The sequence below is a fragment of the Brucella intermedia LMG 3301 genome (assembly GCF_000182645.1).
Taxonomy (GTDB): domain Bacteria; phylum Pseudomonadota; class Alphaproteobacteria; order Rhizobiales; family Rhizobiaceae; genus Brucella; species Brucella intermedia.
This window is the reverse complement of sequence record NZ_ACQA01000001.1, coordinates 2,067,474-2,090,762: the sequence shown is the minus strand read 5'-3', so window position 1 is coordinate 2,090,762 and position 23,289 is coordinate 2,067,474. Positions and strand designations below refer to the sequence as shown.

Sequence of the window (23,289 nt, the reverse complement as noted above, 5' to 3'; positions counted from 1 at the left end):
GATTGCGTCCAACAAATCTATTTTTTCCAAGGGGCGGGGCGATGAGAATACCTAAATTCGACTTGTACGAACTTGATAATAAGCTAAAAAAAATATCGCTGTTATTTTGCATTGTCTTCGGTTTAGCTTCAGTTATCGCAATTGTGCTGATCCAAGCCCGTACAATTATGTATTTCAACTATCCGCCGGGCGATGGCATTTTCCAAACCTTATTTCCCTTGCGGAAATTGGATCAAGGTGAATTTCCGGGTCGTGATTTTTATTACTTTCACGGAAATGGAATACCTTATATTATATTTCCTTTTTATAAAATAGCCTCCATATTTCTGGGTGGGGATGTAGCATCATCCATGGCTTCGACATATTTAATCAATTTTATATTCCTGTTTATACCAATGTATTACCTTTGTCGTCTCTTCATGGAGCGGCAGGGTTCGCTAATTGCATTAATGCTATTCGCATTGAGCGTGGTCTATTTTCCAGTGCTGGGTGCTCTTCTTTCCCCGCTTTTCATTGGCGCCCCCATGGGCGTGCGAATGTCGCCGCATATATTCATGGCCATCGCGGTGGCAAAGGTCGCGTTACGCACTTCAACCGGGGAGATATCCTTTCCCGCTACGTTGCAGCGATTGATAATAGTCGGCGCGGTAGGCGCGGCGATGCCTCTTTTAGGGGCGGAGCAAGGTTTTTACGCTGTTGCCGCAGCTGCTGGGGCGGTTTTCTTTCTGGGAGGGCGCAGGTGGAGGATTCTGCAGCGCATAGGCTTTACTGCAACTGTTCTGGTCAGCTTCAGCCTATGTTTTGTTGCTGCCTTGCTCGTCCTGTTCGGATCGCTCGAAACGATTGCCGCTCTCAAAGATATCTCGGATAATCAGGTTTGGGTTTATGGCGTATTTCCGAACAGTTTCTTCGCCAGTTGGACCGAGTTTTTTACCTTGAGAGTGACAGCCGCTGTTCCAAGCCAGGCAGGAACAATTGCAGGCATTGTTGCGCTGCTTTTGTGCTTCGGCCTTTTGTTCAGAAAGGTGCTGACGCTTCCAGCCTTCCTGGTTGTTCTCGTCCTGTTTGCAGGGGGCCTGCTGTCCTGGGTCGCTAACTTTGGCTATATCGGCCAACATCAGGCGCCTTTATTTCTGCGGACGTGCATCATGGCCCTTGTCTTGTCGGCGACAGCGATCGCCGGCAAGGTGACCGGCTCGCCGCACACTGAAAAAGTCGCGACCTCGGAGCCCTCCCAGTGATCAAAAAACTTTCATCATTGCCGGGTCGGGCTACATCCCTCGCATGCAGCGTTCTGCTCACTGTCCTTTCTATCGTGACGGCTTTGACGTGGTGGGGACAAATGCGCACGGCGTATAATTATAAGGAAGCGGATTCCTATAGTCTCAACAGGGCCTCCGGCGTTCATATGTCGAAGTTCAATGACATTCGAGACGTCGTTGGCACCAAAAGCAATAGCAGCGCCTATGCATTCTATTTAGGGGAGCTGTCGCGGACGTTTGGCGAAGCGGATAGCGGTTTCCACTGGGCCATCGAAAAACCTGGAGCTGACTGGCTGGCCCGGTCAGGACCCAATCGCCAGCTGATACCGGTGAAGCCTGTCACCAACGACGATTATATTTTCGGCATTCAGCGTTCCACCAGGATCAGCATTTTGCCATTGGAAGATTTTCCGGCCTCGTTGATCGGACAGTGGGTTGAGCTGATCGATGGAAGCGGCCACAGCGTTGAAGCTGTGATCGCATCGGGCACCAACTCGGAAATTGTTGTGATTGGCAATCTTCCGATCAACTTCTTTCCGACGCAGGTAACGAGTCTCGAAGGGACTAAACGCTCCGGTGAAGAGATAACTATCGTCTCAGCTACGAACATCGCCACCAATTTGCACGGAGGTATCATATCAGGCACCGATGGACGTGGTATTTACGTGAGCGGTTTTGGCAGAGGGAAGCCGCGTTTCAGGCCCACCATTGGAGATACTGTCAACTTCGCCTCTGGCGACAAGCGGAAAATTGAGTCCGTCATGAAACTGGCGAGCGGATATTTTGTGCTTCTGGGCGGAGACAGGCTGCAAGCCCATTTTTTCAATCGTGTGAATATTATCGCCGTCACCGCGAACAAATCGGCGCCGGCACGCGGACTGATGATCAGGGTTAATCCCGTTTCCAACGAGGTGTTCCTGAATGGGCGCGAACGCAAGTTCCGCGTGGCTGTCCATCCTGCCTCCCGTATCAAACAAGGGGCGTTGATAAGCCTGGATTCGGGCGGTGGCCCGTTCTTTGTTGGAGCGGCGAATGGAGATAATCTGGAAATAGATATTCTGACATCCCTGGCGATGCAGGCCTGCCTGGCAGGGGTCGAGTCCGACGATGGTGTTTTTTTCGATGGTTTGTCGGGTGTTGCTGCGGAGTGGTTACTGAAAAAACAGTTTGGAATATCGGAAATTCGATCATGTCTCCAACATGATAGCCTGATCGTGGATGGTCTAGAACGCACCATCGCCCGTTGGGAAGATTTGACGGAGAAGCAAGAACAGTCGTTCGCTGCCGCTTTCGGTAAACAAGGGCAGATTTCGATGGAAGAGGTATGGAACAGAAGCATGAATCTCGAGCTCGTTACGGCGACAGATGATCGAGCGGCTTCCCCTCAACCACGTCCCAGCAATGTTCACGACAAGACGATCTGGGAAATCTATCCCGGCAGCATGGTCAATATTCTCTACGACAAGAGAAATCCGGCGCCGGTAGAGCTGTCGATCCATGCGCTGTCTCGCAAGGATCGCGAACATTATTACAGGACATTCGCCTCTGCCGCTCCAGACTACTTCAGTTTTACGAAGGTCAGTCCTTTCACGGCATGGTTGGAGAACTGGCATTGGCCTTTGTTCAAGCAAGTGCTCCAACACTATAAATTGCAATACTCCAACCCTGATTTCGGTCTCTGGAAAAGGGATGATGCGACCGACTACCGGGAAACGGCAGCGCAGCAGATTTCGTCCTCCTTGCCTGTCAAGCTTCCGCCCGTCGATGCGTCGGACAGCTGTGCCTTTACACTGAGAGAAGTGGTCATCAGCTACAATGTGACGAATTCTGTCTCCTATATCCCCGTAATCGGCCGTTCGACGCGCTATCTCATTTCAATAGACGGAGTGGACACTTCCCTGCTGCCGCCGACGCCCGTCAGCCTGCCGACGGATGTAGGCTCGTTCTCCTTCCCCGTTTTCGCGCGGGCTGGCGACCAGGTGGAACTCGACATGAAAAAGCTCGGACCGCTGGCGGACTATGCTGACATCAAAATCCAGTCAGTGGCCGTGTCGAATATAAGCGTGGGTGATCGAGAGCTGGAGGAGATGTTTCTCGATAACGAAGGCATGAAAATGATAGCTGCTGACAAAGAGGGCTGCTCCTTGACCAAAGTTTCCACGCCATAAGAATTAACTGTGTTGTACGCCCGGCTCCAAATCCCGTTTCTCATGCGCGCCATAATCAGCCAGTTGGGTCTCGTCGCTCAAATCTCTGGCGGAAGCCTGCTTGCGCTTGGTCTCAATCTTGTCTTGGCCCGTTCCCTGTCTCTCGCGGAATATGGCTCCTACATGCTTGCCATGTCGATCGCATCGATAACTTGCTGGGGTGCGTTATGCGGATACGATGTGCTTGCTTCGCGTCATGTGCAGGAGTGGAAAGATGCTCCTCGGATAAGGGGTGCATTTGTCCTTGCCGGTCATTCAATGATCGTCATGGCGTCCCTTGCCATGGCGGCAATCACGTGGTCGGTCTGGTTTATCCTCTACCGGCAGGTGCTGTCTCCTGAACTGGTGGCGTTGATCTGTCTCCTCACTCCATTACTGGCCAGCACCCGTTTTTTTGCGGGAATTCTAACGGGGCTGGGCTATCCGCAAGCTGGACATGCTCCAGAACGCTTTCTGCGCGATGGCTTGCCGCTTGCCGTCCTGCTGATCCTTTCACTTCTGGGAATGCGTCTCGGCTCGTCCGTCTTTGCGCTGTTGCTCGTTTGTTGCGGAGCCGGTGTGGCAATGGTCGTGACAGCTCTGCTCGCCCGGCAAATGGGATATGGGGTTTCCGCCGACTGGGCCGCAGCCAAAGCCTTGCGGATCAGGCTGCAATCGGTCGCTTTCTGGCTCACACTGCTTGCGACGGGGCAGTTGCTTCTCTCGCGACTGGGCCTGTTGATACTTGGTTATATTTCGGGCGCTGATGCTGCGGGCCTCTATGGAGCCGTGCTGACGGTTTCGGAAATAGGCGGGTTCCCGGCGCTGGCGACTTCGCTGCTTTATGCTCCCGCCATTGCAAAGGCTTATCGCCAGGGCGAAAGCCCTGTAGCCATATTACGACAGGCGCGGCGTGTGACACTTGCCTTGATACTGCCACTGGTCGCAGCCTCGCTCTTCATTGGCGGCGATGCGCTTCGTACCGCCTTCGGCGAGGGATATGATGCAGGACATTTCGCACTGACCGCGCTTCTGCTTGTCCATGTCGTCCGCGCTGCCGCCCTGTTTCCTCAGTTGGCGCTATCCCTGACCAACGGTGAAAAGACCGCATTGTATAGTTTGGGGATCGGGCTGGTTATCGAAGTGATGTTTGTTTCAGCACTTGCTCTCCCCTTTGGGCTGACCGGTGCCGCCCTGGGTACATTGCTATCATCCATAGCGCTTCAAGGTCTGCTGCACCGGGCCATGTCCCGGCATCTCTTGCAGCGTTCAAACTTCCTGTCTGCTTGACCGGCAAAGCTGGCTGCCAGGACTGCATATCAGTTTCTGAAGGCGGGCTCCGCATTAGGCAAACGCTCGCAAATGCCACTTTTCGGGTCAAAAATGGCGCTTGCGCGGTAGTCATGCAGGAACTGATCCTTTTCGGCTGCAACCAGAAAACTCCAATTGTCCGGCTCAAGCAATGTGGGTGCCCTGCTCCGGGCCGCAGTTTCCGGACCACGCTGCCCCTTCACCAATAATCGACCGCCCGTGGCACATTCGGCTGCCGCGTCGATCAGGGATTGGGGAAGGAGCGGCGTGCTGCGACTCCAGCCATAGCCGCAGGCGGCAATTCCAATGATGCCAGCATATATGGCAGCAAATTTCAGCCAATGGCGGTATGGCGCGTGATCAAAAAGCGAGCCGCCCCAATTTGCAGCCACGATTGAGCAGATAAACACGACGGGCAGCACGAAATATCGGCCTTGAGGAAAAGAAAGGAGGACCGGGCCGAAAGCGATCGACGCCAGCGCGAGGATCGGAATAATCGCAACAGTGGCCGACTGCGGCGGGTGTTTCGTCGACGGGCCTGAAAAAATCGGGGTGAAAGCGAGCAGTGCCGGGAGAGGGGAAATGAGGACGGCCAGCAACAAGGCCCGGCCGGAATCAAGCATGGACCGGACCAGCCGCTCCATCCAGATTGCCGGCGCATCCAGAAGGGTTGGCGGAGGGACAGGCCAGTAAGTCGTGGGGCTTGTTGGCGGTGCTGTTATCGCAATGCCTCGGGTTTCTGTTGCGAGAACGGTGCCGCAACACTGGATGGAATAGACCAGATAAGGTGTATATCCGACGAGAAACAGGACAGTGGTGATAAGCAGCGCCATCCAGCGCTTTCTCCCGGGTGCCCAGACCAGCCATGTGCCGACAGCCAGTATAACGCCAAATGACAGCGTATCGAACCGGGTGAGCGCAAGAACGCCGAGCACCAATCCCAGTTGGATCGCAAAGGCCAGATTGCGTTGTTGGGCGCCAAGGAAGAAAAAGCGCAGTGCCAGCGCCACAAGGCAGGCAGCAACGGGTATTGTGCGTCCGGCGACGACTTCCTCGAGGAAAAACCAGTTAAGGCAGAGGCCGACAGTCGCTCCCCATGAAATGAAAACCGCGTCCTTCCTGCTTTCTGCAATCGGCTTTATGGCCAGATAGATGAGCCACGGCAAAAGCAGGATTGCTGCAATATTCACGACGAGGCCGGAGCGAAAACCTGTACCGAACGGTTGGTCAAGCCCGCCGCTCAGAAACGGGAAGAAGAATGGATGGCTGATCGGCAGATCGGTGCCTACACGGTACTGGCGAATGCCGGTCACTGTTTCACCATGCCAAAGCCAGCGGCTGAGATCATACAATGCCCAGCTATCAGGCGACATCAGGGGCCGGTGCCATGCAACAGCAAATATCAGGCAGACAAAACCGACATAGAGGAAATATACCCGAAGCGACTTATCGGTCATGGCACTGATGTGTCCTGAGTCGGCTAATCAGGCATCGCCGCCAATATCGGATGCAGGACCAGGCTTTCAACCCGAGACATGCTGCGCTTGACAGCTGTCGCGCCTCATATAATCGATCATAGACGGTTAGTTCCCCCTGTTGCATGGCGCGCAAATCCGCCGACAAGCCAGAATGTCCATAGAACGGCTTGAATACAAACGCCAAGGGCGGATCGAGCGCCACACTCCGATACCCTCCCATGACGATCTCGCACCAAAGCAGATAATCCTCGGTGCATCGCAACTGTTCGGAGAAGCGAAGAGGCAGATCGCGACGGACAATAACCGAAGAGGTGTTGAACGGATTTTTGAGGAGCACGTCCGAGCGGCGGAGATTTCTCGCCGTCACTGCTCGGAGCAATGTCTCGCTGAGCCGGATTTCGGAGTGGATCAGGGGTGTTCGATGGCCGGAAATATCGGCGCCGTCTTCCATGATGGCGATTTGCCTCTTCAGCTTGTCTTCATGCCAGGCGTCATCGGCATCGAGAAAGGCCACATAATCCGCGCGGGCCAAGGACCAACCCATGTTGCGAGCCGCGGCGGGTCCGTAATTGTCGGGCTGCGAGTAGACGCGCAATTTACCTTGAAGCGCGAGAATGTGTTGACTGACGATCTCCATCGTCTCGTCGGTGCTTCTATCGTCCACCACTATGATTTCGAAATCGTCTCGCGATTGACGCATCAGCGAGTTGAGGGCTCTGCCGATGGAGCTTGCCGCATTAAAGGCTGGAATTACAACGCTGACCTTCGGCATTGAACAATACTAATTTAGATAGTTTGAAAGAAAGGGCGGTATGTTGTGTAGTATCGTTGAGATTGTAATATCTTTCTCTTGATGCGGATCTGCTGCGGCGTTGTCAAGAGAATCGCAGACGATGTCAGTCTACTCCGGCTCCGTCTTTCTATTATTTAGAGTGCTTCAGTATTTTCTTTCCGTCGGATCGTTTCGCGTTTGCGATAGCGTGGATATCGGCCAGACAGGGAGCGGAAGAGGGGTAAGCGTAGATCGAAGGGCTGATCCGGCTGAATCCATAGGCGCTCCAAGTAACATATTCCAACGCGCATCCCGTGTTCACGGGATATGAATGCTACGCATGGTAGTGATAGTATCGGAACATGTGGAAAATTGGATCGACTATTTATCCTCAAATCCATAATGCGGTCAGGGTGAAGGGCATTCTTGCCGAACCTTTCACACCGAGAGACGTGCGTCGCGTCGCTCCCGGCTGGCCTTACTCCAGATACTTCTCCTTCCTCGCCGAAAACTGTACCGCCAATCAACCGGAAGGCGATGCGCTTTTCGTGCGGGTGGGCAGGGGACAATACCATTTGAACGACAAAGTGTCCGGCTCGCAGGTTGAGCCCGGTCACTGGAGGATGATCCGGCCGGAGTGAAGCGATGATCGACAAGATCATGCTTCAAACAGACGAAATTGGGAGCGCCGATCTGATTCAACCAGATCGACATGCGCTCCCATGCGCAATCCCAACAAGGGCTGGGGAGATCGCTGCGCTGCCAGTTGCAAAAATTTGCAACTGGAGCCCGGACAGTGCATAATTGCCGCATGAGTGAATCGTACAAGAAACCCGATTATGAACAGGAACTGCGCCAGGCAGGCGTCCGCATCACGCGGCCGCGCCGGATCATCCTGAACATATTGACCGAGACGGAAGATCACCCCGACGCGCTGGAGATTTTCCGCCGGGCGGTCGAGATCGACAGCAGCATTTCGCTGTCGACCGTCTATCGAACGATGAAGCTTCTGGAAGAGCGCGGCGCGATTCACCGGCACGCCTTTGCGGGCGGGCCCTCGCGTTTTGAGCAGGCAAGCGGCGCGCATCACGACCATATCATCGACATGGATTCCGGCGAGGTGGTCGAATTCCGCTCCGACAAGATCGAAAAGCTGCAGGAAGAAATCGCCCGGTCGCTCGGTTACGAGATCGTCCATCACCGGCTCGAACTTTATTGCAAAAAAATCGGAAACTGACGGAACCAAATTTCGTTTGCCGCGTTTAGCGCCCATGAAGGCCGTGACCCCGCCCCCACAACGCGGTCTTCACAGTTCGCCTCAACCTCCCCGCACGAGGCGAGCGGCGAGAATGCCGCGCTGACCGTCAAACGTTAAGCAGCTGGCGTTCCGCAAATTCAGAGCAAGTCGCCGTGGTTCAGGCTCAAGGCCGGACCATGGCGGCTTTTTTTGATCTCCCAAATGCCCTCGAATTTCCTGGAATGCCCCGGAACGCCCACTAAAGCGGTTCCTGTTCTAACAGAATCGCCGGAACCGCTCTAACTATTTGTTTTATCGCATTATCCAACGCAAAACCGTTTCACACTTTTGCTGGAAATGCTCTAACGCCTTACGCATCAGGCGTCGAACTGCTCCGTCGGGATGGTGAGCGAATAGACCGCCCCGGTACCGTCTATGCGATAATCGGCGTGACCATTGACGGAGGCGGGGACGATGCGTTGCAACACGGCGCTGCCGAACCGCGGGTCATGCTCGAAAACCTCGGGCATCGCCGGATTGGTTTCTTCCCAGAGGAATTCCAGCTGGTCGACGCCGCCCGTCAGATGAAGGACCTTCGCCGAAATTTTCACCCGGCCATAGGGGATGGAAAGACCGCCGAAAGAGGTCGCATTGACCACGAGTTCGTGCAGCGCAAGGCCGACATGCAGGGCCGCGCCCGGGAAAAGATAGGGGTTATCCCCTTCGATGCTCAGGCGCTCGTCGCTGACGTCGATATATTTCTCGACCTGGGAATGCACGAGATCGCGAAACAATGCCCCGCGCCAGTTCGAATCCGTCACCAGATCCTGCGAATAGGACAGCGACTGGATGCGCCCGCGAAACTTCAGCAGGAAATCATCGATGGTGTCGGTAAAGCGCGCCGTCTGGCTGGCGATGCTCTGCACGATGGCCAGAAGGTTCTTGGAGCGGTGGCTCACTTCGCGCAGCAGGGTCTTCAGCACCTGCTCGCGCCGCTTCAGTTCGCTGATCTCGATCGCCGTGGTGACGAGGCCTTGAATATTGCCCTCGTCGTCGCGGTCACAATCGACATGAAACTCTATCCAGCGCAGCTTGTCGCCGTCATTGATGGCGATCTCCACATTCTGCGCTTCGCCCGTATCAAGCGCCGCCTGCTTGGCGCCGACAAGCTTGTGCAGGGCTGCGGAGAAGATGAAGTCGCAGTCGTTGCCGCCCACTTTCCACTTTTCCTGCCAGTAGAGCGGAATGTTCTCGCCCCACGAATAGGCGAGGTCGGGGCCTTGATAGAGCACGCAGACATTGCTGTTGCGCACTGCCCGCAACAGGGCCCGCAGACGCGCTGCGTCCGGCTCGGCATCCTGCAGGTTGAATTTTGTGCCAGCTGTCATGTCTGCCTCATTCAACCCGCAGCCCACTCAGCGCATTTCCAGCAAAAGTGCCAAGCGGTTTTGCGGTGGAGGATGCAACGAAACAAATAGCCGGACCGCCCATTGGCGACACGTCAAAAACTCCGGAAAGACTGATCGGAAATCTGCGTGCCATGGCGTCCGTTTTCTTCGACCGGTTGGCGGGTCGCGGTCGAGCCTTCATTTTCCGGTCCTTGAACCGGCCCAAATCCTTAAATCGGTAAACCGCCGCATGGCTTATGCGGCGGTCACCTTCACTGGAGTCTAATATAGGCTGGGCTTTCAGGAGGTCAAAAACAGCCTTCGGTTTTGTGCGGTCTAGGCCTTGCGGATCGCCGACGCGATGAGCGAAATGACGAGCAAGGCAAGGAACACAAAGAACAGAATCTGCGCTATACCAGCCGACGCACCAGCGATGCCGCCGAAGCCAAGCGCACCTGCTACGAGTGCCACCACGAGAAATACAAGCGCATAGTAAAGCATTTTCGGTCTCCTCTTTATTGGGTGAAGAAGAAACGCCATCCAAGCGGTATTTGTTCCGTGGTCCGGGGAAAATTAGCGCGCTCACAACTCTAAATACTCATAACGGGGCGTAAGGCGGGGTGATTGACAGATGGGCGAAGTGCTAACGGGCCGAAGTCCCGAAAGGCATGCCTTCCGGGACTTCGTATCAAGGCAATCGCTTCGCTCCCTGCCGCTAGGCTGCGACCTGCGAGGCTTCCTCGAAGAAGAGCGCCTGGCTGATCAGTGCTTTCACCATATCCGGATTGAACGGCTTGGTGACGAGGAAGGTCGGTTCCGGGCGTTCGCCCGTCAACAGGCGTTCCGGGAATGCGGTGATGAAGATGACCGGTATCGCATCGTTCTGCAGGATTTCATTCACCGCATCGATGCCCGAGCTGCCATCGGCAAGCTGGATATCGGCCAGCACCATGCGCGGCTTCTCCTGCCTGTAGAGCGCCAGCGCCTCGTCCCTGGTGCGCGCAATGCCCACGACCTCATGGCCGAGGCTTTCCACCATCTGCTCGATATCCATCGCGATCAGCGGCTCATCCTCGATGATCATGATGCGCGTCGCCACCTGGCGCGAAATTTCGGTGGAAGCGACCGAGAGGACGCGGCTCAGTTCGGCGTCGTCCAGTTCGAGAATTTCGGCGGCTTCTTTGTCGGAAAAACCCTCTACTGCCACAAGCAGGAAGGCCTGACGCGGCAGCGGGGCGATATGGGCAAGATTTCTTGCCGCCTGCTGTTCCCATGCAAATTCCGACGCCGGTTCCGGCACGCGGACGGAGGCCGTCTTGTAGAGGTTGCAGAAAAGGCGATAGAGACCGATCCGGTCGGAGGAACCCTCCGGGAATATGCTCACATCGGCGATCAATGCTTCAAGCGCCGCCGCCACATAGGCATCGCCGGAAGCCTGCGAGCCGGTAAGAGCGCGGGAAAAACGACGAAGATAGGGAAGGTGCGGCGCGATACGCGTCGATAACGTCATGGTAATGGAACTCCTCAACTGCCGCTTTCGTTCATTGAATGCACATTGGCGAACAGGTTTGACCCTCTCCCGCCTATGCTTTGAGCGCAGCATTATGTTACCCTAAACGGGGCGTTTTGAAAAAAGTTCCGCAAGTTGGAAATATAATCGGGAACTTTTTAGAAACCCGCGCATTTCCCGGACAAGCAGGGGCTTAGATTAATAGGGTAGGGCAATCAGCCCGGAATGATCAAGATATGGCAGAAAAAGAAAACCTTCTTATGAACGGAGCCGGGGTTCGGTCGACCCGCCGCGTTCAGAAGGATATATTAGGACCAAATTGTGAAGTCGGATTGAAACTAAAGGCACTGTACACCTCGATACAGGACGAGACGATCCCGGATCGCTTCCTCGATCTTCTCGAAAAACTCGATCAGGCTGAACAGGAGAGTATGCGTGAACACAGCACCCGGTCCGTCGGTTGAGAGTAATGCACAGTTCAAGCGAGAACTCCTGTCGTCGCTGCCGAGCCTGCGCGCCTTCGCGGTGTCGCTGATCGGCCAGCATGACAAGGCGGATGATCTCGTACAGGATACGATCATGAAAGCCTGGGCCAAGCAGGAGTCCTTCGAGATGGGGACCAATATGAAGGCCTGGCTGTTCACCATTTTGCGCAATGAGTTCTACACGCAGATGCGCAAGCGCGGCCGCGAGGTGCAGGACACGGATGGCGTGTTCAGCGAGCAGCTCGCCGTGCATCCTTCCCAATATGGCACGCTCGACTTGCAGGATTTCCGTGCGGCGCTGGAGCAGTTGCCGGATGACCAGCGCGAAGCGATCATCCTGATCGGCGCATCAGGCTTTGCCTATGAGGAAGCTGCCGAAATATGCGGCTGTGCCGTCGGAACCATCAAGAGCCGCGTCAGCCGTGCCCGCACGCGCCTGCAGGAAATCCTCAAGATCGAGGGCGAAAGCGATTACGGTCCCGATGCGGATTCATCGCGGGCCACGTTGAGAAGCTTCGCATGATGCATCTTTGATGCCCTTGTCCGCCGGACAGGGGAGAGCTTTTGTTGCAGAAAACCCGGACCTGTGCGGGTTTTTGCTCGCAGCGATTGCTTTTTATCTCCAGTCACTTGTAGGTTAGCGGTTGCTGATATTTCTTGTCGGCGCAGTGATTGTTGTTTGTGGGTTGCGTCTTGCCATCAGCCTTGTGGAAAAAACTGCTTCAATCGACGTCGAAGCCGGTTGCGGTTATCGTCTCGCTTGGGCTCGTGCTTCTGTCGGCGATCATGACGCTGTTTCTGTCGTCGGGCGTAAACCACCAGGTGATCGATATTTCCCGCAACTATGCCCTGCGCCAGCAGGTCGACAAGGTTGCGCGCCTTGCCAGCAATATTGAGATGAGCCGACGCGGCTATCTTCTGACGCTCGATGAGACCTATCTCGATCTCTATCGCAACACGATCCTGAGCGTCGACAAGACGCTCGCCGATCTTGAAGCCCTGACGGACCAGAACCCGTTGCAGGATGCGCGGGTCAAGCAGATACGCGCGTTGGTCGAACGTGAACAGGAAGATGTGCGCGAGACGGTCGGTCTTGCGCAGGCCGGCAATGTGGCGGCAGCGGTGGAGAAAGTGCGCGGCGACGAGGGCAAGGTGCTGATGGACCAGCTTGCCAGCACGGTGACGCAATTCATCGATGCGGAAGAACAGCAGCTTCTCGAGCGCAACAAGCGCATCAACCGCATGCGCTACTGGATGACCGCCACCTCCATCGTGGCGCTGGCTTCCGCCGCCATGCTGGCGCTTTTGCTGTTCAGCCGCGTGCAGCGTTATGCGCGGTCTATGTTCGAGGGGCAGACTGTGCTGCGCTCCGAAAAGCAGTTGCTGGAGCAGCGCGTGAAGGAACGGACCGCCGAGCTGGAAGAGGAGCGCCGCATCGCCGAGCGCGAGCGCCAGCGGGTCGAGCTTCTGCTGCAGGACACCAACCATCGCATCGGCAATTCGCTGGCAACCGTGTCATCGCTGCTTGGCCTCCAGATGCGCCAGACCCGCAGCGAGGATGCGCGCGCCGCGCTAGCCGCCGCCCGCGACCGCGTCCAGACCGTATCGACGGCGCATCGCCGCCTGCGTCTGGGCGAGGACATGGAATCAGCCCGCGTGGACGATTTTCTCGGCACCGTCATCGATGATATCCGCAACGCCATCGGGCAGGACCGGAAGATCGAGTTCACCACCGATCTGGCGCCGCTTGACCTGAAAGCCCGCGATGTGACGACGATCGGCATCATTCTGGGCGAACTCGTCACCAATGCGATCAAGCATGCATTCAAGGGGCGCACAGAAGGCCATATCCGCATCAGCCTGAAGCCGGGCGAGGATGCCGTTCCCGTGCTGGTCGTGGAAGATGACGGCGTCGGGCTGGATCATCACAAGTTCGGCGAAAAGAACGGTCTCGGGACGCTCGTCATCGAGCAGCTTTGCATGCAGTTCGGCGAAAAGCCGGTTTACTGCAAGACCGATAATGGTGTTGGAACGCGAGTGATCGTTCGTCTGTCCTCGCTCCTCGAAAGCTCCGACAAGGCGGCTGGCCAATAGAAGCCCCTGGGTTCCGAACGACGAACGCCGGCCCAATGAGGCCGGCGTTTTCAAGGTTTGGACAGCGTGTCCCGATCAGGCGGATCAGCTTCGCGGTGGGCGCTTCTTCTTGTCGGAAAGCAGCGAGACGAGCGCAATGCCCGCAAGCGGCAGGGCGGCGGCCAGTATGGGCCGCTTGAGGATGGCGGGAACGGTTGCGATTGCGGCCGTTGCCATCATGGCCGTCTTGTCCGCCTCCATTTTCTCCTTGCGCTTTCGGGCCTCTGACGCAGCCTGAATCTTCATCACCGCGAGGATGAGAAGCGCCACGATCAGCGACAAAGCCGCGAGAATGAGAGCCGCCAGCGGACCGCCATAGCTCTGCGCAAGCGCCAGGAAAGCGGCGACACAGAGGAAGGTGACTGCGATGATCGCGAAGATCGCGATGGCCGCGCCGAAGATCGCGGCGCGTTTCGTCTGGCCCGCCACGAACTTCAGTTCCTCGCCTGCCATTGCAGTCAAAAGGGGCATGAGAGCTTTCAGCATGACCCGCCTCAGCGGCGCGAGAGCAGGGCCAGCAGATAGCCGACGCCGAGTGCAGTGGCGAGCGAGGCAATCGGGCGTTCCCGCACCGTTGCCGTCAGCTGGGCTTCGAGATCCTGGGCCTTGTTGCGCAGATCATCGATGGCGTCCTCGCCCTGGATATAGGCGCTCTTGTAGGTCTCCTTCGCGCTGCGTTTGGCGTCGCGGACCGTCTGCGAACCGAGATTGGCCAGTGTCGCCGCGATGGCGGCAATGTCTTCCTTGAGTTGCTCGACCTGTGCCTGAAGGTCTTCCGCGCTGGCATCGGTCAGCGCTTCCTCGATCTTTTCTTCGATCTTGCTCGTTTTCGCGGATGCTCGCGCCATATCGGCTCTCCTGTTCATTCTTTGTCTGATCGTTCGGATAACGTGCTGCCCGCCCAATGGTTGCATGCAAAGCCGCCAGCGGCAACAAGACCGGGCGGTTGTTGCAAGGCATGGTAAATGGCGGCTGGAAGGCGCGAAAGCATCGCCTGCAATGCTTCCGCGCATAGTGCGAAGGCTTTACTCGGCTTCGCCGTGCAGGATCGTGCCTTCCGGGTCCTTCTTGTAGGCTTCGTCCGAATAGGCGGGCTGCGCCTCAAGCTGTTCCTTGGTGAACTGCGTGAAGACATTGAGCTTGTCGTCCTTGCCGCTCGCCACATCGAGATTGGCGATGGATACGGCCACCGGCTTGGAATTGATGCCGAGGAAGCCGCCGACGTCCACGACGAATGCCTCCGTCTGCCCGTCGGCGGACATCAGCACATCGCCGACTGTCCCGATCTTGGTTTCGTCCGCGCCGAAAACAGTCGCCCCGATCAGCTTGTCGGCGCTCAGTCCTTCCGACGGCACCGGCTTCATGCCCTCGGGCATGACCCTGTCCGCCTTCTGGGTGGTGATCGTCTTTTCGGCGGCGGGAGGTTCGGCGCGCGGCGCGCCATCGGCTGCGAAAGCGGTGTTGCGGTCGAAGGCCGGTGCCTTTTCAAGCTGTTCCTTGGTGGCATCCACGATCAGCCAGCGCTTGCCGTCTTCGCGAACCACCCATGACAGGCGGTCGAAGCCGATTGCGACGTTCTTTTCGCCCACGCCGAGGAAGCCGCCGACCCCGATCACCACCGCCTGCGGGCTGCCATCGGCGCCGAGGATCATGTCATTGACCGTGCCGATATTGGCGGCGTCATTGGAGGGGCCGTTATAGACCGCCTGTCCGATGAAGCCCGACACCAGAAGCTGGCCGGGCGATGCAACGAAATATCCATTCTCGCTGGCGATCGGCTTTTCCTGTTTCTCATCGGAGAAAATCGGCGAACGGTCCTGAGCGAAAGCGGGCAGGGCGATCAGCGCGGCAAGAGCCGTGGAGGCGAGAAATCGTTTCATGAAAACTCCTGTCGGTAATTAAGGCAAACCGAAGGCGAGAGCGAATCTCGCCATCAACAGGAGAAAAAACGAGGGGAAACGGTTTCAGTTCCGCTCAAATTCCGTGTTATTGAAGCGTCAAAATTGTGAAGGGCACGGCTTTTTAATGGCGAAAATGAGGCCGGCGCCCTTTCAGGTTGTAATTGCTACCTAGGCCAGCAGCAGATAAGCCGCGCTTGCCAGCATGATGACGGCCAGTCCGACATGGGCAGGCTTCAGCGAACGTTGCTGCACCGGCAAGGGATCGTCATTTCCAGCCATGGCAGTGCGTGCCGCATGTTCAAGCGTCTGGATATCCTTGAGCATCATTGGCATGTCCTCCGAAATTCCGGTCGAAGCGGAATTGCATTTCCTCCCCTCGCGCCGGAATTTGTTTTTAAAACCAATCCCGAAGCGCTTCGGTCATCCTATCAGGTCTGATTTGACGCCAATGTGCAACTGGCAAAAAGGCGCGAGCCGAAAAATCTTCCCCGCCCCCAATTTTGCATGATGAAAATGCCCTTCAAATGAAAACATGACTTGCGTCATCATATTATTGGGAGTTAAGAAGAGGCCCAACAGGCGGCGCGACGGCCTGCATGAGGGTTTGGTCATGTGCGCGCGGATTTGAACAATCAAAAGGCGAACAAAATGACTGGTTTCTGGCGAAAAGGCTTCATGGCTGCGGCGATGGGCATCGGCTTGCTGGGCGCGGCTTCTGCATTGGCCCAAAACGCGCCGCAGGATGCATCCTCCCCGACGAACGCACCGGCGACCCCTGCCGTCGAAGCGCCTTCCAGTCCCGCACCGGCCAATACGGCGCCTGCTGCTGCTCCCGCTGCTGCGCCATCGCCTGAACTGATCCAGTCGCAGACGGCAGCTCCTGCCGCCGCGCCGGTCGAAAGCGAAAATGGCCTCATCCTCCCACACGACCTGTCGCCATGGGGCATGTTCATGGCTGCCGACTGGGTCGTGAAAGCGGTGATGATCGGTCTGGCGCTGGCTTCGCTTGCCACATGGACGGTCTGGGTCGCCAAATCGCTTGAACTGGCCGGTGCACGTCGCCGCGCCTATAAGGCATTGAAGGTTATCGGGCATTCGGCAACGCTTGCCGAAGCGGTACGTGCGCTTGACGGAGCAAAGGGGCCCGGTGCGGTTCTGGTCCGTGCTGCGGAAGACGAAGTTCGCCTTTCCGGTCCGGCGCTTGCCCGCGCTGGCGGCGAAGGCCTCAAGGAACGCGTATCCTCGCGCCTGTCGCGCATCGAAGCCAAGGCCGGACGCCGCCTGTCCAAAGGCACCGGCGTTCTTGCGACCATTGGTTCGGTTGCGCCGTTTGTCGGTCTGTTCGGCACGGTCTGGGGCATCATGAATTCGTTCATCAATATCAGCCAGGCGCAGACCACCAACCTCGCGGTCGTGGCGCCGGGTATCGCGGAAGCCCTGCTTGCAACGGCCATCGGCCTCGTCGCGGCTATTCCCGCCGTGGTCATCTATAACGTTTTCGCCCGTTCGATCACCGGCTACAGGTCGCTGCTCGCCGATGCTTCGGCGGGCGTGGAGCGCCTTGTCAGCCGCGACCTCGATTTCAGGACGGCCGGTGTGCGTGAAGGCACGCTGCACGCAGCGGAGTAGGCGCCATGGCTGGTAAAGTTCGCGAAGGCGGCGGTGACGATCTCGAGTTGAACCACGAGATCAATGTGACGCCCTTCATCGACGTCATGCTGGTTCTGCTCATCATTTTCATGGTGGCGGCACCGCTGGCCACGGTTGACGTGAAAGTGGACCTGCCTGCCTCGACGGCAGCGCCCGCACCGCGCCCCGACAAGCCGCTTTACGTGACGCTGAAGGAAGACCTCAGTGTCAGCGTCGGCAACGATGTCGTGGACCGCGAGCGCCTCGGCGGTGCGCTGGACGTGCTGTCGGAGAAGAACAAGGAAGCGCGCATCTTCCTGCGCGCCGACAAGAATGTCGGCTATGGCGAATTGATGCGGGTGATGAACCTTCTGCGTGAGGCGGGTTACCTGAAGATCGCGCTGGTGGGGCTTGAAACCGTTGGTGCGAACGCCGGGACCGCTCCGGCGGTTGCGACACCTGGAACGGCACCTTCCACGCAGGCACCGCAGGGAGCTGCGCAATGAATGCACTCCCGCCCGAGCATCCCCCAATAAAGGTGGCTTCGACCGACGTTCACCATCATTCCTTCTGGCATGATGCGGGACGCTGGCTCGGCGCGGGCATTCTTGTTCTGACCGTTCACGCCGCCGGGGCCTATGCCATCCACATGGCGCAGGAAGAAGACCAGCCCGACGGGACGCAGGTTGCCGCCATGGTGGTGGAACTGGCACCTGAACCGGAAGCGCCGATGGAAGAACAGGTGGCGGAGGAAGCCCAGCCGGAAACGGCTGAAGCGCCGCAGGAACTGGCGGAACCGGCCCAGCAGCCGGAACCCGTGCAGGAAGAACCAACGCCGCCCGAGCCGGAAGAGGCGACCCCGCCCGAACCCGCGCCGGAACCGCAAGCCGTTCAGGAACCGGAAGAAGTCGTTCCGGACGTGGTCGAGGCGGAAAAGCCGGAAGTCGCGGTGCCCATGCCCGTTGAAAAGCCGGAAGTGAAGCCGGAACCCAAGCCAGAGCCGAAGCCGGAACCGAAAAAGGTCGAGAAGCCAAAGCCGGAGAAGCCAAAGCCGCCCAAGGCTGAAAAGCCCAAGCCCAAGAAGGCTGAGAAAGCACCGGAGACCCGTCAGGCCGCTGCGCCGCAGATGGATGCTGACAATGGCGCTCGTGCTGCCGCAAATCGTAGAGGTGAAAACTCTGCATCCGCGGGTGTCAGTTCCGCCAAGTGGACCTCGAAACTGCAGTCGCATATGGCGCGCAATGTGCGTTTCCTGCAGCGGAAATCACGCAATGCCAAGGGGCTTGTTCAGGTTACCTTCGTGATTGACCCATCGGGCAATGTGCTTTCCGCCCGTCTGGCCGGTTCGTCAGGTAATCCAGACGTGGATCAACTGGCACTGGAAGCGGCGCGCCGAGCCTCGCCGGTGCCTGCACCGCCAGCCGCTGTTGCCAAGGCGCGTATGCCGATCACCTTGCCGTTGCTGTTCAAGTAGGCCATGAAGCAAGCGCGATTTTAAAGGCCGGTCTGCTAATCAGACCGGCTTTTTCCATTGCTCGCAATCACTCCACAAACCCGAACATCGGGCCATATCCACCGTGCCAGGATATGTCGTTGCGCTGCAGCGCCGGGACGTAGATGCCTGCGCCACCGCCGCCATCCAGAAACAGGGCGTTCGGGCAGTGAAGATGGTCGCGAAACAATCTTGCAAAATCGTGGAAATTGACCGCATCCTCGCTGACCGCGAAGCGGATCACGCCGCCCTTGCAAATGCCGACGCCGCTGCGCCGCGTCCTGTCGGTTGAGCCGACGATGAAAATCGGATTGACCTTGTTGCCGATGACCAGCATCGGCCCGGACTGGGTTGCCAGACGCGGCTTCATCCCCTGTTTCATGAAACCGTCTGTCGGCAGTATTCCAGCGCCCTTGTCACTCAGATAGAAGATGCCGTTCGGCTTCTTGTAGAAGTTTGGCACGGGGCCGGAACCGCGGGCGGGTGCGGCCTTGCTCGCCGGGCGAAGTTCGCGGCCATCCTCGATATGGAGGCCCATTGGCGAAAAGTCCGGCTGGTACATTCCGGCGTTGAGCGCGAAAACCAATGTCTTGCCCTGGCTCGCGGCAGTGTCGGCCAGATTTGAAAAATTGCGGTAAGGCTCGCCATCCGCATTTTTCCAGAACAGGTGCAGGCCGGTGCCGTCGGCTCCGGCGTCGCAGACGATAGAATCCGAGTTCTCGAAGGTCGCGCGGTTGCAGCTTTCGGCGCGGCCCGGCTGCGTCAGGGCAGCAATCGCAGCCGCCATTATTGCGGCAGCGAACAGGGTTCGCTTGACGGGAATCATCGCTGTGCTGCCTTCCGATATTGGTTATTCGGACGACAGTGCCACAGCCGGGAGCAGGCGGGAAGCCTTGCGCGCGGGCAGGAAGCCGAAGATGAGGCCGGTCGCGAAAGCGCAGGCGAAGGCCAGCAGGACAGGCCCCACGCTGTAGCCGACCGAAAGCCCGGCCCAGCCCGCGACGGCTGCCGCGCCCAGCCCGACCACGACGCCGAAGGCACCGCCAATGGCCGAGACGGTCAGCGCCTCGGTGATGAATTGCAGCAGGATATCGCGCCTTCTCGCACCCGTTGCCATCCGCACGCCGATTTCGCGGGTTCGTTCGGTCACGCTCACCAGCATGATGTTCATCACGCCGATGCCGCCAACCAGAAGCGAGATTGCCGCGACCGACCCCAGAAACAGGGTCATCGTGTTGCCCATTGCCGTCGCGTCCTCGCGGATGGACGACATGTTGGTTATCATCGTATCCGGTTTCTTGTGGCGCTGGTCGAGCAGGTCCTGGATCTGTTCCTGCGTGGTGTTGATGAGGTCTGAATCCTTCACCTGCACGGTGATGGTGCGCACATATTTCTGGCCGAACAGCCGCAGATTGCCGGTCGAAAGCGGCACGATCACCACATCGTCCTGATCCGCACCGCCAAAGCCCGCGCCCTTCGGCTCCAGGGTGCCGATCACCTGAAACGGTATCTTCTGGATCAGGATATACTGGCCGATGGGATTGCTGCCATCTGGGAACAGGGTGTTGACGACCGTCTTGCCCAGCACCGCGACGGGCGCATAGTTATCCATATCGCTCTGGCTGATGAAATCGCCGGTCGCCACCTTCCACGACTTGGCTTCGGAAAAGGCGGAAACAGTGCCGTTTGCCTGCGACTGGTAATCGACATTGCCGCGCCGCAGCGTCACCGTTCCGGTCACTTCCGGCACGGCGGTCTTGATGTTCGGCAGTTCCAGAATGGCGGTGGCATCTTCGGGAACCAGTGTCGCTATCGAGCCTGTTCCACGGAAACCGGCCATGGAGGGGCGAACCAGAATGAGATCGGTGCCCATGGCATTGATGCGGTCGAGAATGGAATTCTGCGCGCCGGTGCCGATGGCAAGCATCGTCACCACGGAACTGACGCCGATGATGATGCCGAGCAGGGTGAGGACCGTGCGGAAAATATTGGCCCGCAAGGCGCGCATCGCCATCTTCACCGCTTCCGAAACATCGGCGATGCGGGCTGAACTGCCTTCAAGGCTTTCCTGCAGCCGGAAGGGGGCCTGCGTATCGGGAATTGCGCGCTTGACCGTGTCGGAAAGAATCTGCCCATCGCGGATTTCGATCAGCCGGTCGGCGCGTTCGGCGACTTCACGGGCATGCGTGATGACGATGACCGTGTGACCCTGCTGGTGCATGGAGCGCAGCAGTTCCATCACGTCTTCACCGCTCTGACTGTCGAGCGCGCCGGTCGGCTCGTCGGCAAGGATGATGCGCCCGCCATTCATAAGCGCCCGCGCGATGGAAACGCGCTGCTGCTGGCCGCCTGAAAGCTGGTTGGGGCGATGGTCGAGACGGTCGCCGAGCTTCAGCTGGTTGAGCAGTTCGGCGGCGCGGGCATGGCGTTCGGAGGCAGGCAGTCCCGCATAGATCGCCGGCACTTCGACGTTTTCCTGCGCGGTCGATGTCGAGATCAGGTTATAGCTCTGGAAGACGAAGCCGAAGGTTCTGCGCCGCAATGCTGCCAGCGCGTCGGCATCCAGTGTCGATACATCCTCGCCGTCGAGCAGATATTGCCCGCCGCTCGGGCTGTCGAGACAGCCCAGAATGTTCATCAGCGTCGACTTGCCGGAGCCGGATGCGCCCATGATCGCAACGAATTCGCCAGCCTGAATATCGAGCGTGATGCCGTGCAACACCTCAACGGCAAGATCGCCGTTGTGATAGGTCTTGCGGATATCGGTGAGCCTGATGAGCGGCGTGTCGGTCATGGGATTATCGGGCATGAGGCGGCTCATCAGAACAGGCGCATGCCGGGCCTGCGGCCACGCTGCCCGGCGGCGGCTTCGGCCCCGCTGGAAGCGCTGGTGACGATAACCTTGTCGCCTTCTTCCAGCCCGCTAATGATCTCTGTCTGCACGCGATTGCGCACGCCGATCTGAACCTCGCGTTCGGTCACCGCGCCGTTGCTGCTTACGACCTTCACCGAAATCTGCGGTTTGCCATTCTGGTTCTGGGCTTTCTGATTCTGATCGGCACGCTTGTAGTTCAGCGCCGAGGAAGGGACGATCAACACATCCTTTGCCTCGTCGAGAATGAAATAGACCTGCGTGCTCATATTGATCATCAGCTCGCCGGTCGGGTTCGGCACGTCGAACAGCGCATAATAGAGAACCACATTGTTCTCGGTCGCGGGCGTCGGCTTGATCTGGCGCAGCGTGCCGGTAAAGCGCTTTTCCGGCTGGCCGAGCAGGGTGAAATAGACCGGCATTCCGGGCTTCAGCCTGCCGATGTCGGCTTCGGACACCTGCGCTTCCACGGTCATCACTTTGAGGTCGGCCACGGTGACGATGGTCGGCGCGCTTTGCACCGCATTCAGCGTTTCGCCTTCCTTGGCGGCCTGATCGACGACCGTGCCTTCCATGGGGCTGTAAATCTTGGTGTAGCCGAGATCGACCTTGTCGCTGGCAAGCTGGGCTTCCTGCTGGCGGATCTGCGCGCCGAGCGCCTTCACGTCAGCATCGGCCATGGCGAGGTCGGCATCGGCCTGATCGACTGTGGACTGCGAGACGCCGCGCGTGGCCAAAAGCGAGCGCTGGCGTGCCGCATTGGCCTTTTTCAGCGTGAGCTGCGCCTGTTTGCTCAGGAGTTGCGCCTTAAGATTATCGAGCTGGGCGCTGGCGATTTCCACCTTCTTCTCGAAGGGCGAGGGGTCGATTTCAGCGATGAGCTGGCCCTGCTTGACCTGATCGCCCACCTCGACCTTCACGCTTTTAAGCTGGCCGGAAACCTGCGCGCCGACATTGATGCTGCGCAGTGCGCTGAGCGTGCCGACGGCGGTAATGGCGTTTTCGATATCGCCGCGCGTGACCGTTTCGGCAAGATAGTTCGTCTTCTGGCCGCCAGCTTCCCCCGAGCCGTAGAAATACCAGCCCGCGCCCACCGCGATTGCCGCAATCGGCAGCCACAGCCACCAGCGGCGCGCCTTGCGCGGCGCGCGCTTTGGCGACGGTGCCTTGTGCTGCCCGGTCTTGGACGAATCGGAAGATGTAAGCACCGTCAAACCCTCAAACTTTCTGAACCGCCGCTCATCGGAGATTCATCACCATGTCCCGCATAATTTTTTGCACCATGCAACCAAAGCGGGACAGGGCGCGCTTCGATGGCACATTGCCTCCCGGATATCTATGCTTCCCGGCTCAGGATTTCATCTTAATTATTTGTCATGCAATAATTGCCTTTGGCACAATGGCCGGAGGCTTGTCCGTGCCTTGTCAATTGTCTCCACAGCAAGCGGTGAAATGCTGAAAAGTTGGCGTCAATATACAACTTCCGGTTATTCTTTTCAAAAAGAATGGTTTAAGCCAAATTATTAGTCAGATTAAGTGTTCTTAAATTATCTCACGGTTAAATAACGCCGGGAAAGAAAAATATGAAAGTAGAAAGAATAATTCAGAATGTGACCTGTCCGCGAAGGCGGAT

23 protein-coding genes are annotated in these 23,289 nt (G+C 57.8%); 11 read left to right on the top strand and 12 right to left on the bottom strand.

Annotated features, from left to right (window positions below):
- The first annotated feature begins 41 nt into the window (after positions 1 to 41).
- From OINT_RS10025 to OINT_RS10015, 3 genes are read left to right on the top strand one after another with little or no spacing between them, the layout of a single operon-like run.
- On the top strand, positions 42 to 1,241 hold the full coding sequence (locus OINT_RS10025; RefSeq protein WP_006473341.1) for a hypothetical protein: 1,200 nt from the start codon (positions 42 to 44) through the stop codon (positions 1,239 to 1,241).
- Positions 1,238 to 3,430, top strand: coding sequence for a hypothetical protein (locus OINT_RS10020; protein WP_006467681.1), 2,193 nt, complete (start codon positions 1,238 to 1,240; stop codon positions 3,428 to 3,430). Before OINT_RS10025 ends, OINT_RS10020 begins: the two co-directional genes overlap by 4 nt.
- 42 nt (positions 3,431 to 3,472) lie before the next feature.
- On the top strand, positions 3,473 to 4,738 hold the full coding sequence (locus OINT_RS10015; RefSeq protein ID WP_006473343.1) for an oligosaccharide flippase family protein: 1,266 nt from the start codon (positions 3,473 to 3,475) through the stop codon (positions 4,736 to 4,738).
- A 29-nt stretch (positions 4,739 to 4,767) separates the two neighbouring features.
- Here the strand turns inward: OINT_RS10015 and OINT_RS10010 are convergent, their stop codons facing one another.
- Together OINT_RS10010 and OINT_RS22500 are read right to left on the bottom strand one after the other, a co-directional pair.
- A complete protein-coding gene (locus tag OINT_RS10010; protein WP_006473344.1) occupies positions 4,768 to 6,216 on the bottom strand; it encodes a hypothetical protein in 1,449 nt (482 codons plus the stop codon).
- Positions 6,206 to 7,009 carry a glycosyltransferase family 2 protein gene (locus tag OINT_RS22500; protein WP_006473345.1) on the bottom strand — a complete coding sequence of 268 codons (804 nt, stop codon included), beginning with the start codon at positions 7,007 to 7,009 and terminating at the stop codon, positions 6,206 to 6,208. The genes OINT_RS10010 and OINT_RS22500 overlap by 11 nt, the downstream gene beginning before the upstream one ends.
- A 362-nt stretch (positions 7,010 to 7,371) precedes the next feature.
- On the opposite strand from OINT_RS22500, the gene OINT_RS24095 reads away from it, so the two are divergent.
- Together OINT_RS24095 and OINT_RS09995 are read left to right on the top strand one after the other, a co-directional pair.
- Positions 7,372 to 7,650: a hypothetical protein gene (locus OINT_RS24095; protein ID WP_006467679.1), complete on the top strand. Its 279-nt coding sequence runs from the start codon at positions 7,372 to 7,374 to the stop codon at positions 7,648 to 7,650.
- Positions 7,651 to 7,820: 170 nt separating this feature from the next.
- Positions 7,821 to 8,246, top strand: a complete 426-nt coding sequence (locus tag OINT_RS09995; RefSeq protein WP_006473346.1) for a Fur family transcriptional regulator — start codon at positions 7,821 to 7,823, stop codon at positions 8,244 to 8,246.
- Positions 8,247 to 8,623: 377 nt separating this feature from the next.
- On the opposite strand, the gene OINT_RS09990 is transcribed toward OINT_RS09995, so the two are convergent.
- From OINT_RS09990 to OINT_RS09980, 3 genes are all read right to left on the bottom strand, one after another.
- Positions 8,624 to 9,634, bottom strand: coding sequence for a sensor histidine kinase (locus OINT_RS09990; protein ID WP_036566113.1), 1,011 nt, complete (start codon positions 9,632 to 9,634; stop codon positions 8,624 to 8,626).
- A 336-nt stretch (positions 9,635 to 9,970) separates the two neighbouring features.
- Positions 9,971 to 10,135, bottom strand: a complete 165-nt coding sequence (locus tag OINT_RS22945) for a DUF1328 domain-containing protein (protein ID WP_006473348.1) — start codon at positions 10,133 to 10,135, stop codon at positions 9,971 to 9,973.
- A gap of 214 nt (positions 10,136 to 10,349) precedes the next feature.
- Positions 10,350 to 11,144, bottom strand: coding sequence for a response regulator (locus tag OINT_RS09980; RefSeq protein WP_022569738.1), 795 nt, complete (start codon positions 11,142 to 11,144; stop codon positions 10,350 to 10,352).
- Positions 11,145 to 11,380: 236 nt separating this feature from the next.
- On the opposite strand from OINT_RS09980, the gene OINT_RS09975 reads away from it, so the two are divergent.
- From OINT_RS09975 to OINT_RS09965, 3 genes are all read left to right on the top strand, one after another.
- Positions 11,381 to 11,608 (top strand): NepR family anti-sigma factor, encoded by a 228-nt coding sequence (locus OINT_RS09975; RefSeq protein WP_006467674.1) that lies wholly within the window; start codon positions 11,381 to 11,383, stop codon positions 11,606 to 11,608.
- Positions 11,580 to 12,152, top strand: a complete 573-nt coding sequence (locus OINT_RS09970) for an RNA polymerase sigma factor (RefSeq protein ID WP_006467673.1) — start codon at positions 11,580 to 11,582, stop codon at positions 12,150 to 12,152. The genes OINT_RS09975 and OINT_RS09970 overlap by 29 nt, the downstream gene beginning before the upstream one ends.
- A 170-nt stretch (positions 12,153 to 12,322) precedes the next feature.
- A complete protein-coding gene (locus tag OINT_RS09965) occupies positions 12,323 to 13,723 on the top strand; it encodes a sensor histidine kinase (protein WP_036566035.1) in 1,401 nt (466 codons plus the stop codon).
- A gap of 84 nt (positions 13,724 to 13,807) precedes the next feature.
- On the opposite strand, the gene OINT_RS09960 is transcribed toward OINT_RS09965, so the two are convergent.
- The 4 genes from OINT_RS09960 to OINT_RS23825 all read right to left on the bottom strand — a co-directional run bounded on the left by OINT_RS09960 (position 13,808) and on the right by OINT_RS23825 (position 15,990).
- Positions 13,808 to 14,248 (bottom strand): phage holin family protein, encoded by a 441-nt coding sequence (locus tag OINT_RS09960; RefSeq protein WP_006467671.1) that lies wholly within the window; start codon positions 14,246 to 14,248, stop codon positions 13,808 to 13,810.
- Positions 14,249 to 14,256: 8 nt separating this feature from the next.
- Positions 14,257 to 14,610: an ElaB/YgaM/YqjD family protein gene (locus OINT_RS09955; RefSeq protein WP_006473237.1), complete on the bottom strand. Its 354-nt coding sequence runs from the start codon at positions 14,608 to 14,610 to the stop codon at positions 14,257 to 14,259.
- 177 nt (positions 14,611 to 14,787) lie between these two features.
- Positions 14,788 to 15,642 carry a PRC-barrel domain-containing protein gene (locus OINT_RS09950; RefSeq protein ID WP_006467669.1) on the bottom strand — a complete coding sequence of 285 codons (855 nt, stop codon included), beginning with the start codon at positions 15,640 to 15,642 and terminating at the stop codon, positions 14,788 to 14,790.
- Between the two features lie 189 nt (positions 15,643 to 15,831).
- Complete coding sequence (locus OINT_RS23825; protein WP_006467668.1) at positions 15,832 to 15,990, bottom strand: hypothetical protein; 159 nt, start codon at positions 15,988 to 15,990, stop codon at positions 15,832 to 15,834.
- 285 nt (positions 15,991 to 16,275) lie between these two features.
- Here OINT_RS23825 and exbB point away from each other — a divergent pair, with 285 nt between their 5' ends.
- Genes exbB through OINT_RS09935 form a run of 3 tightly spaced genes read left to right on the top strand, consistent with a single transcriptional unit; the run spans position 16,276 to position 18,766 of the window.
- Entirely contained in the window at positions 16,276 to 17,292 is a 1,017-nt protein-coding gene (exbB, locus tag OINT_RS09945) for a tonB-system energizer ExbB (protein ID WP_006467667.1), read from the top strand.
- A gap of 5 nt (positions 17,293 to 17,297) precedes the next feature.
- Positions 17,298 to 17,798, top strand: a complete 501-nt coding sequence (gene exbD / locus OINT_RS09940) for a TonB system transport protein ExbD (protein ID WP_006467666.1) — start codon at positions 17,298 to 17,300, stop codon at positions 17,796 to 17,798.
- Positions 17,795 to 18,766: an energy transducer TonB family protein gene (locus OINT_RS09935; RefSeq protein ID WP_006467665.1), complete on the top strand. Its 972-nt coding sequence runs from the start codon at positions 17,795 to 17,797 to the stop codon at positions 18,764 to 18,766. Before exbD ends, OINT_RS09935 begins: the two co-directional genes overlap by 4 nt.
- Before the next feature lie 67 nt (positions 18,767 to 18,833).
- Here OINT_RS09935 and OINT_RS09930 read toward each other — a convergent pair whose 3' ends face one another.
- The 3 genes from OINT_RS09930 to OINT_RS09920 are packed head-to-tail and all read right to left on the bottom strand — an operon-like array spanning position 18,834 to position 22,864.
- Positions 18,834 to 19,610, bottom strand: coding sequence for a phosphodiester glycosidase family protein (locus OINT_RS09930; RefSeq protein ID WP_006467664.1), 777 nt, complete (start codon positions 19,608 to 19,610; stop codon positions 18,834 to 18,836).
- 24 nt (positions 19,611 to 19,634) lie between these two features.
- A complete protein-coding gene (locus OINT_RS09925) occupies positions 19,635 to 21,578 on the bottom strand; it encodes a MacB family efflux pump subunit (RefSeq protein WP_031352900.1) in 1,944 nt (647 codons plus the stop codon).
- Positions 21,579 to 21,604: 26 nt separating this feature from the next.
- Entirely contained in the window at positions 21,605 to 22,864 is a 1,260-nt protein-coding gene (locus tag OINT_RS09920) for an efflux RND transporter periplasmic adaptor subunit (RefSeq protein WP_006473240.1), read from the bottom strand.
- Positions 22,865 to 23,289 lie beyond the last annotated feature (425 nt).

Bases quoted from the DNA above. Each gene is read 5' to 3' on its own strand.
- OINT_RS10025 (WP_006473341.1), top strand. From the start codon at position 42: ATGAGAATACCTAAATTCGACTTGTACGAACTTGATAATAAGCTAAAA.
- OINT_RS10015 (WP_006473343.1), top strand. From the start codon at position 3,473: ATGCGCGCCATAATCAGCCAGTTGGGTCTCGTCGCTCAAATCTCTGGC.
- OINT_RS10010 (WP_006473344.1), bottom strand. From the start codon at position 6,216: ATGACCGATAAGTCGCTTCGGGTATATTTCCTCTATGTCGGTTTTGTC.
- OINT_RS22500 (WP_006473345.1), bottom strand. From the start codon at position 7,009: ATGCCGAAGGTCAGCGTTGTAATTCCAGCCTTTAATGCGGCAAGCTCC.
- OINT_RS24095 (WP_006467679.1), top strand. From the start codon at position 7,372: ATGTGGAAAATTGGATCGACTATTTATCCTCAAATCCATAATGCGGTC.
- OINT_RS09995 (WP_006473346.1), top strand. From the start codon at position 7,821: ATGAGTGAATCGTACAAGAAACCCGATTATGAACAGGAACTGCGCCAG.
- OINT_RS09990 (WP_036566113.1), bottom strand. From the start codon at position 9,634: ATGACAGCTGGCACAAAATTCAACCTGCAGGATGCCGAGCCGGACGCA.
- OINT_RS22945 (WP_006473348.1), bottom strand. From the start codon at position 10,135: ATGCTTTACTATGCGCTTGTATTTCTCGTGGTGGCACTCGTAGCAGGT.
- OINT_RS09980 (WP_022569738.1), bottom strand. From the start codon at position 11,144: ATGACGTTATCGACGCGTATCGCGCCGCACCTTCCCTATCTTCGTCGT.
- OINT_RS09975 (WP_006467674.1), top strand. From the start codon at position 11,381: ATGGCAGAAAAAGAAAACCTTCTTATGAACGGAGCCGGGGTTCGGTCG.
- OINT_RS09960 (WP_006467671.1), bottom strand. From the start codon at position 14,248: ATGCTGAAAGCTCTCATGCCCCTTTTGACTGCAATGGCAGGCGAGGAA.
- OINT_RS09955 (WP_006473237.1), bottom strand. From the start codon at position 14,610: ATGGCGCGAGCATCCGCGAAAACGAGCAAGATCGAAGAAAAGATCGAG.
- OINT_RS09950 (WP_006467669.1), bottom strand. From the start codon at position 15,642: ATGAAACGATTTCTCGCCTCCACGGCTCTTGCCGCGCTGATCGCCCTG.
- OINT_RS23825 (WP_006467668.1), bottom strand. From the start codon at position 15,990: ATGATGCTCAAGGATATCCAGACGCTTGAACATGCGGCACGCACTGCC.
- exbD (WP_006467666.1), top strand. From the start codon at position 17,298: ATGGCTGGTAAAGTTCGCGAAGGCGGCGGTGACGATCTCGAGTTGAAC.
- OINT_RS09935 (WP_006467665.1), top strand. From the start codon at position 17,795: ATGAATGCACTCCCGCCCGAGCATCCCCCAATAAAGGTGGCTTCGACC.
- OINT_RS09930 (WP_006467664.1), bottom strand. From the start codon at position 19,610: ATGATTCCCGTCAAGCGAACCCTGTTCGCTGCCGCAATAATGGCGGCT.
- OINT_RS09925 (WP_031352900.1), bottom strand. From the start codon at position 21,578: ATGACCGACACGCCGCTCATCAGGCTCACCGATATCCGCAAGACCTAT.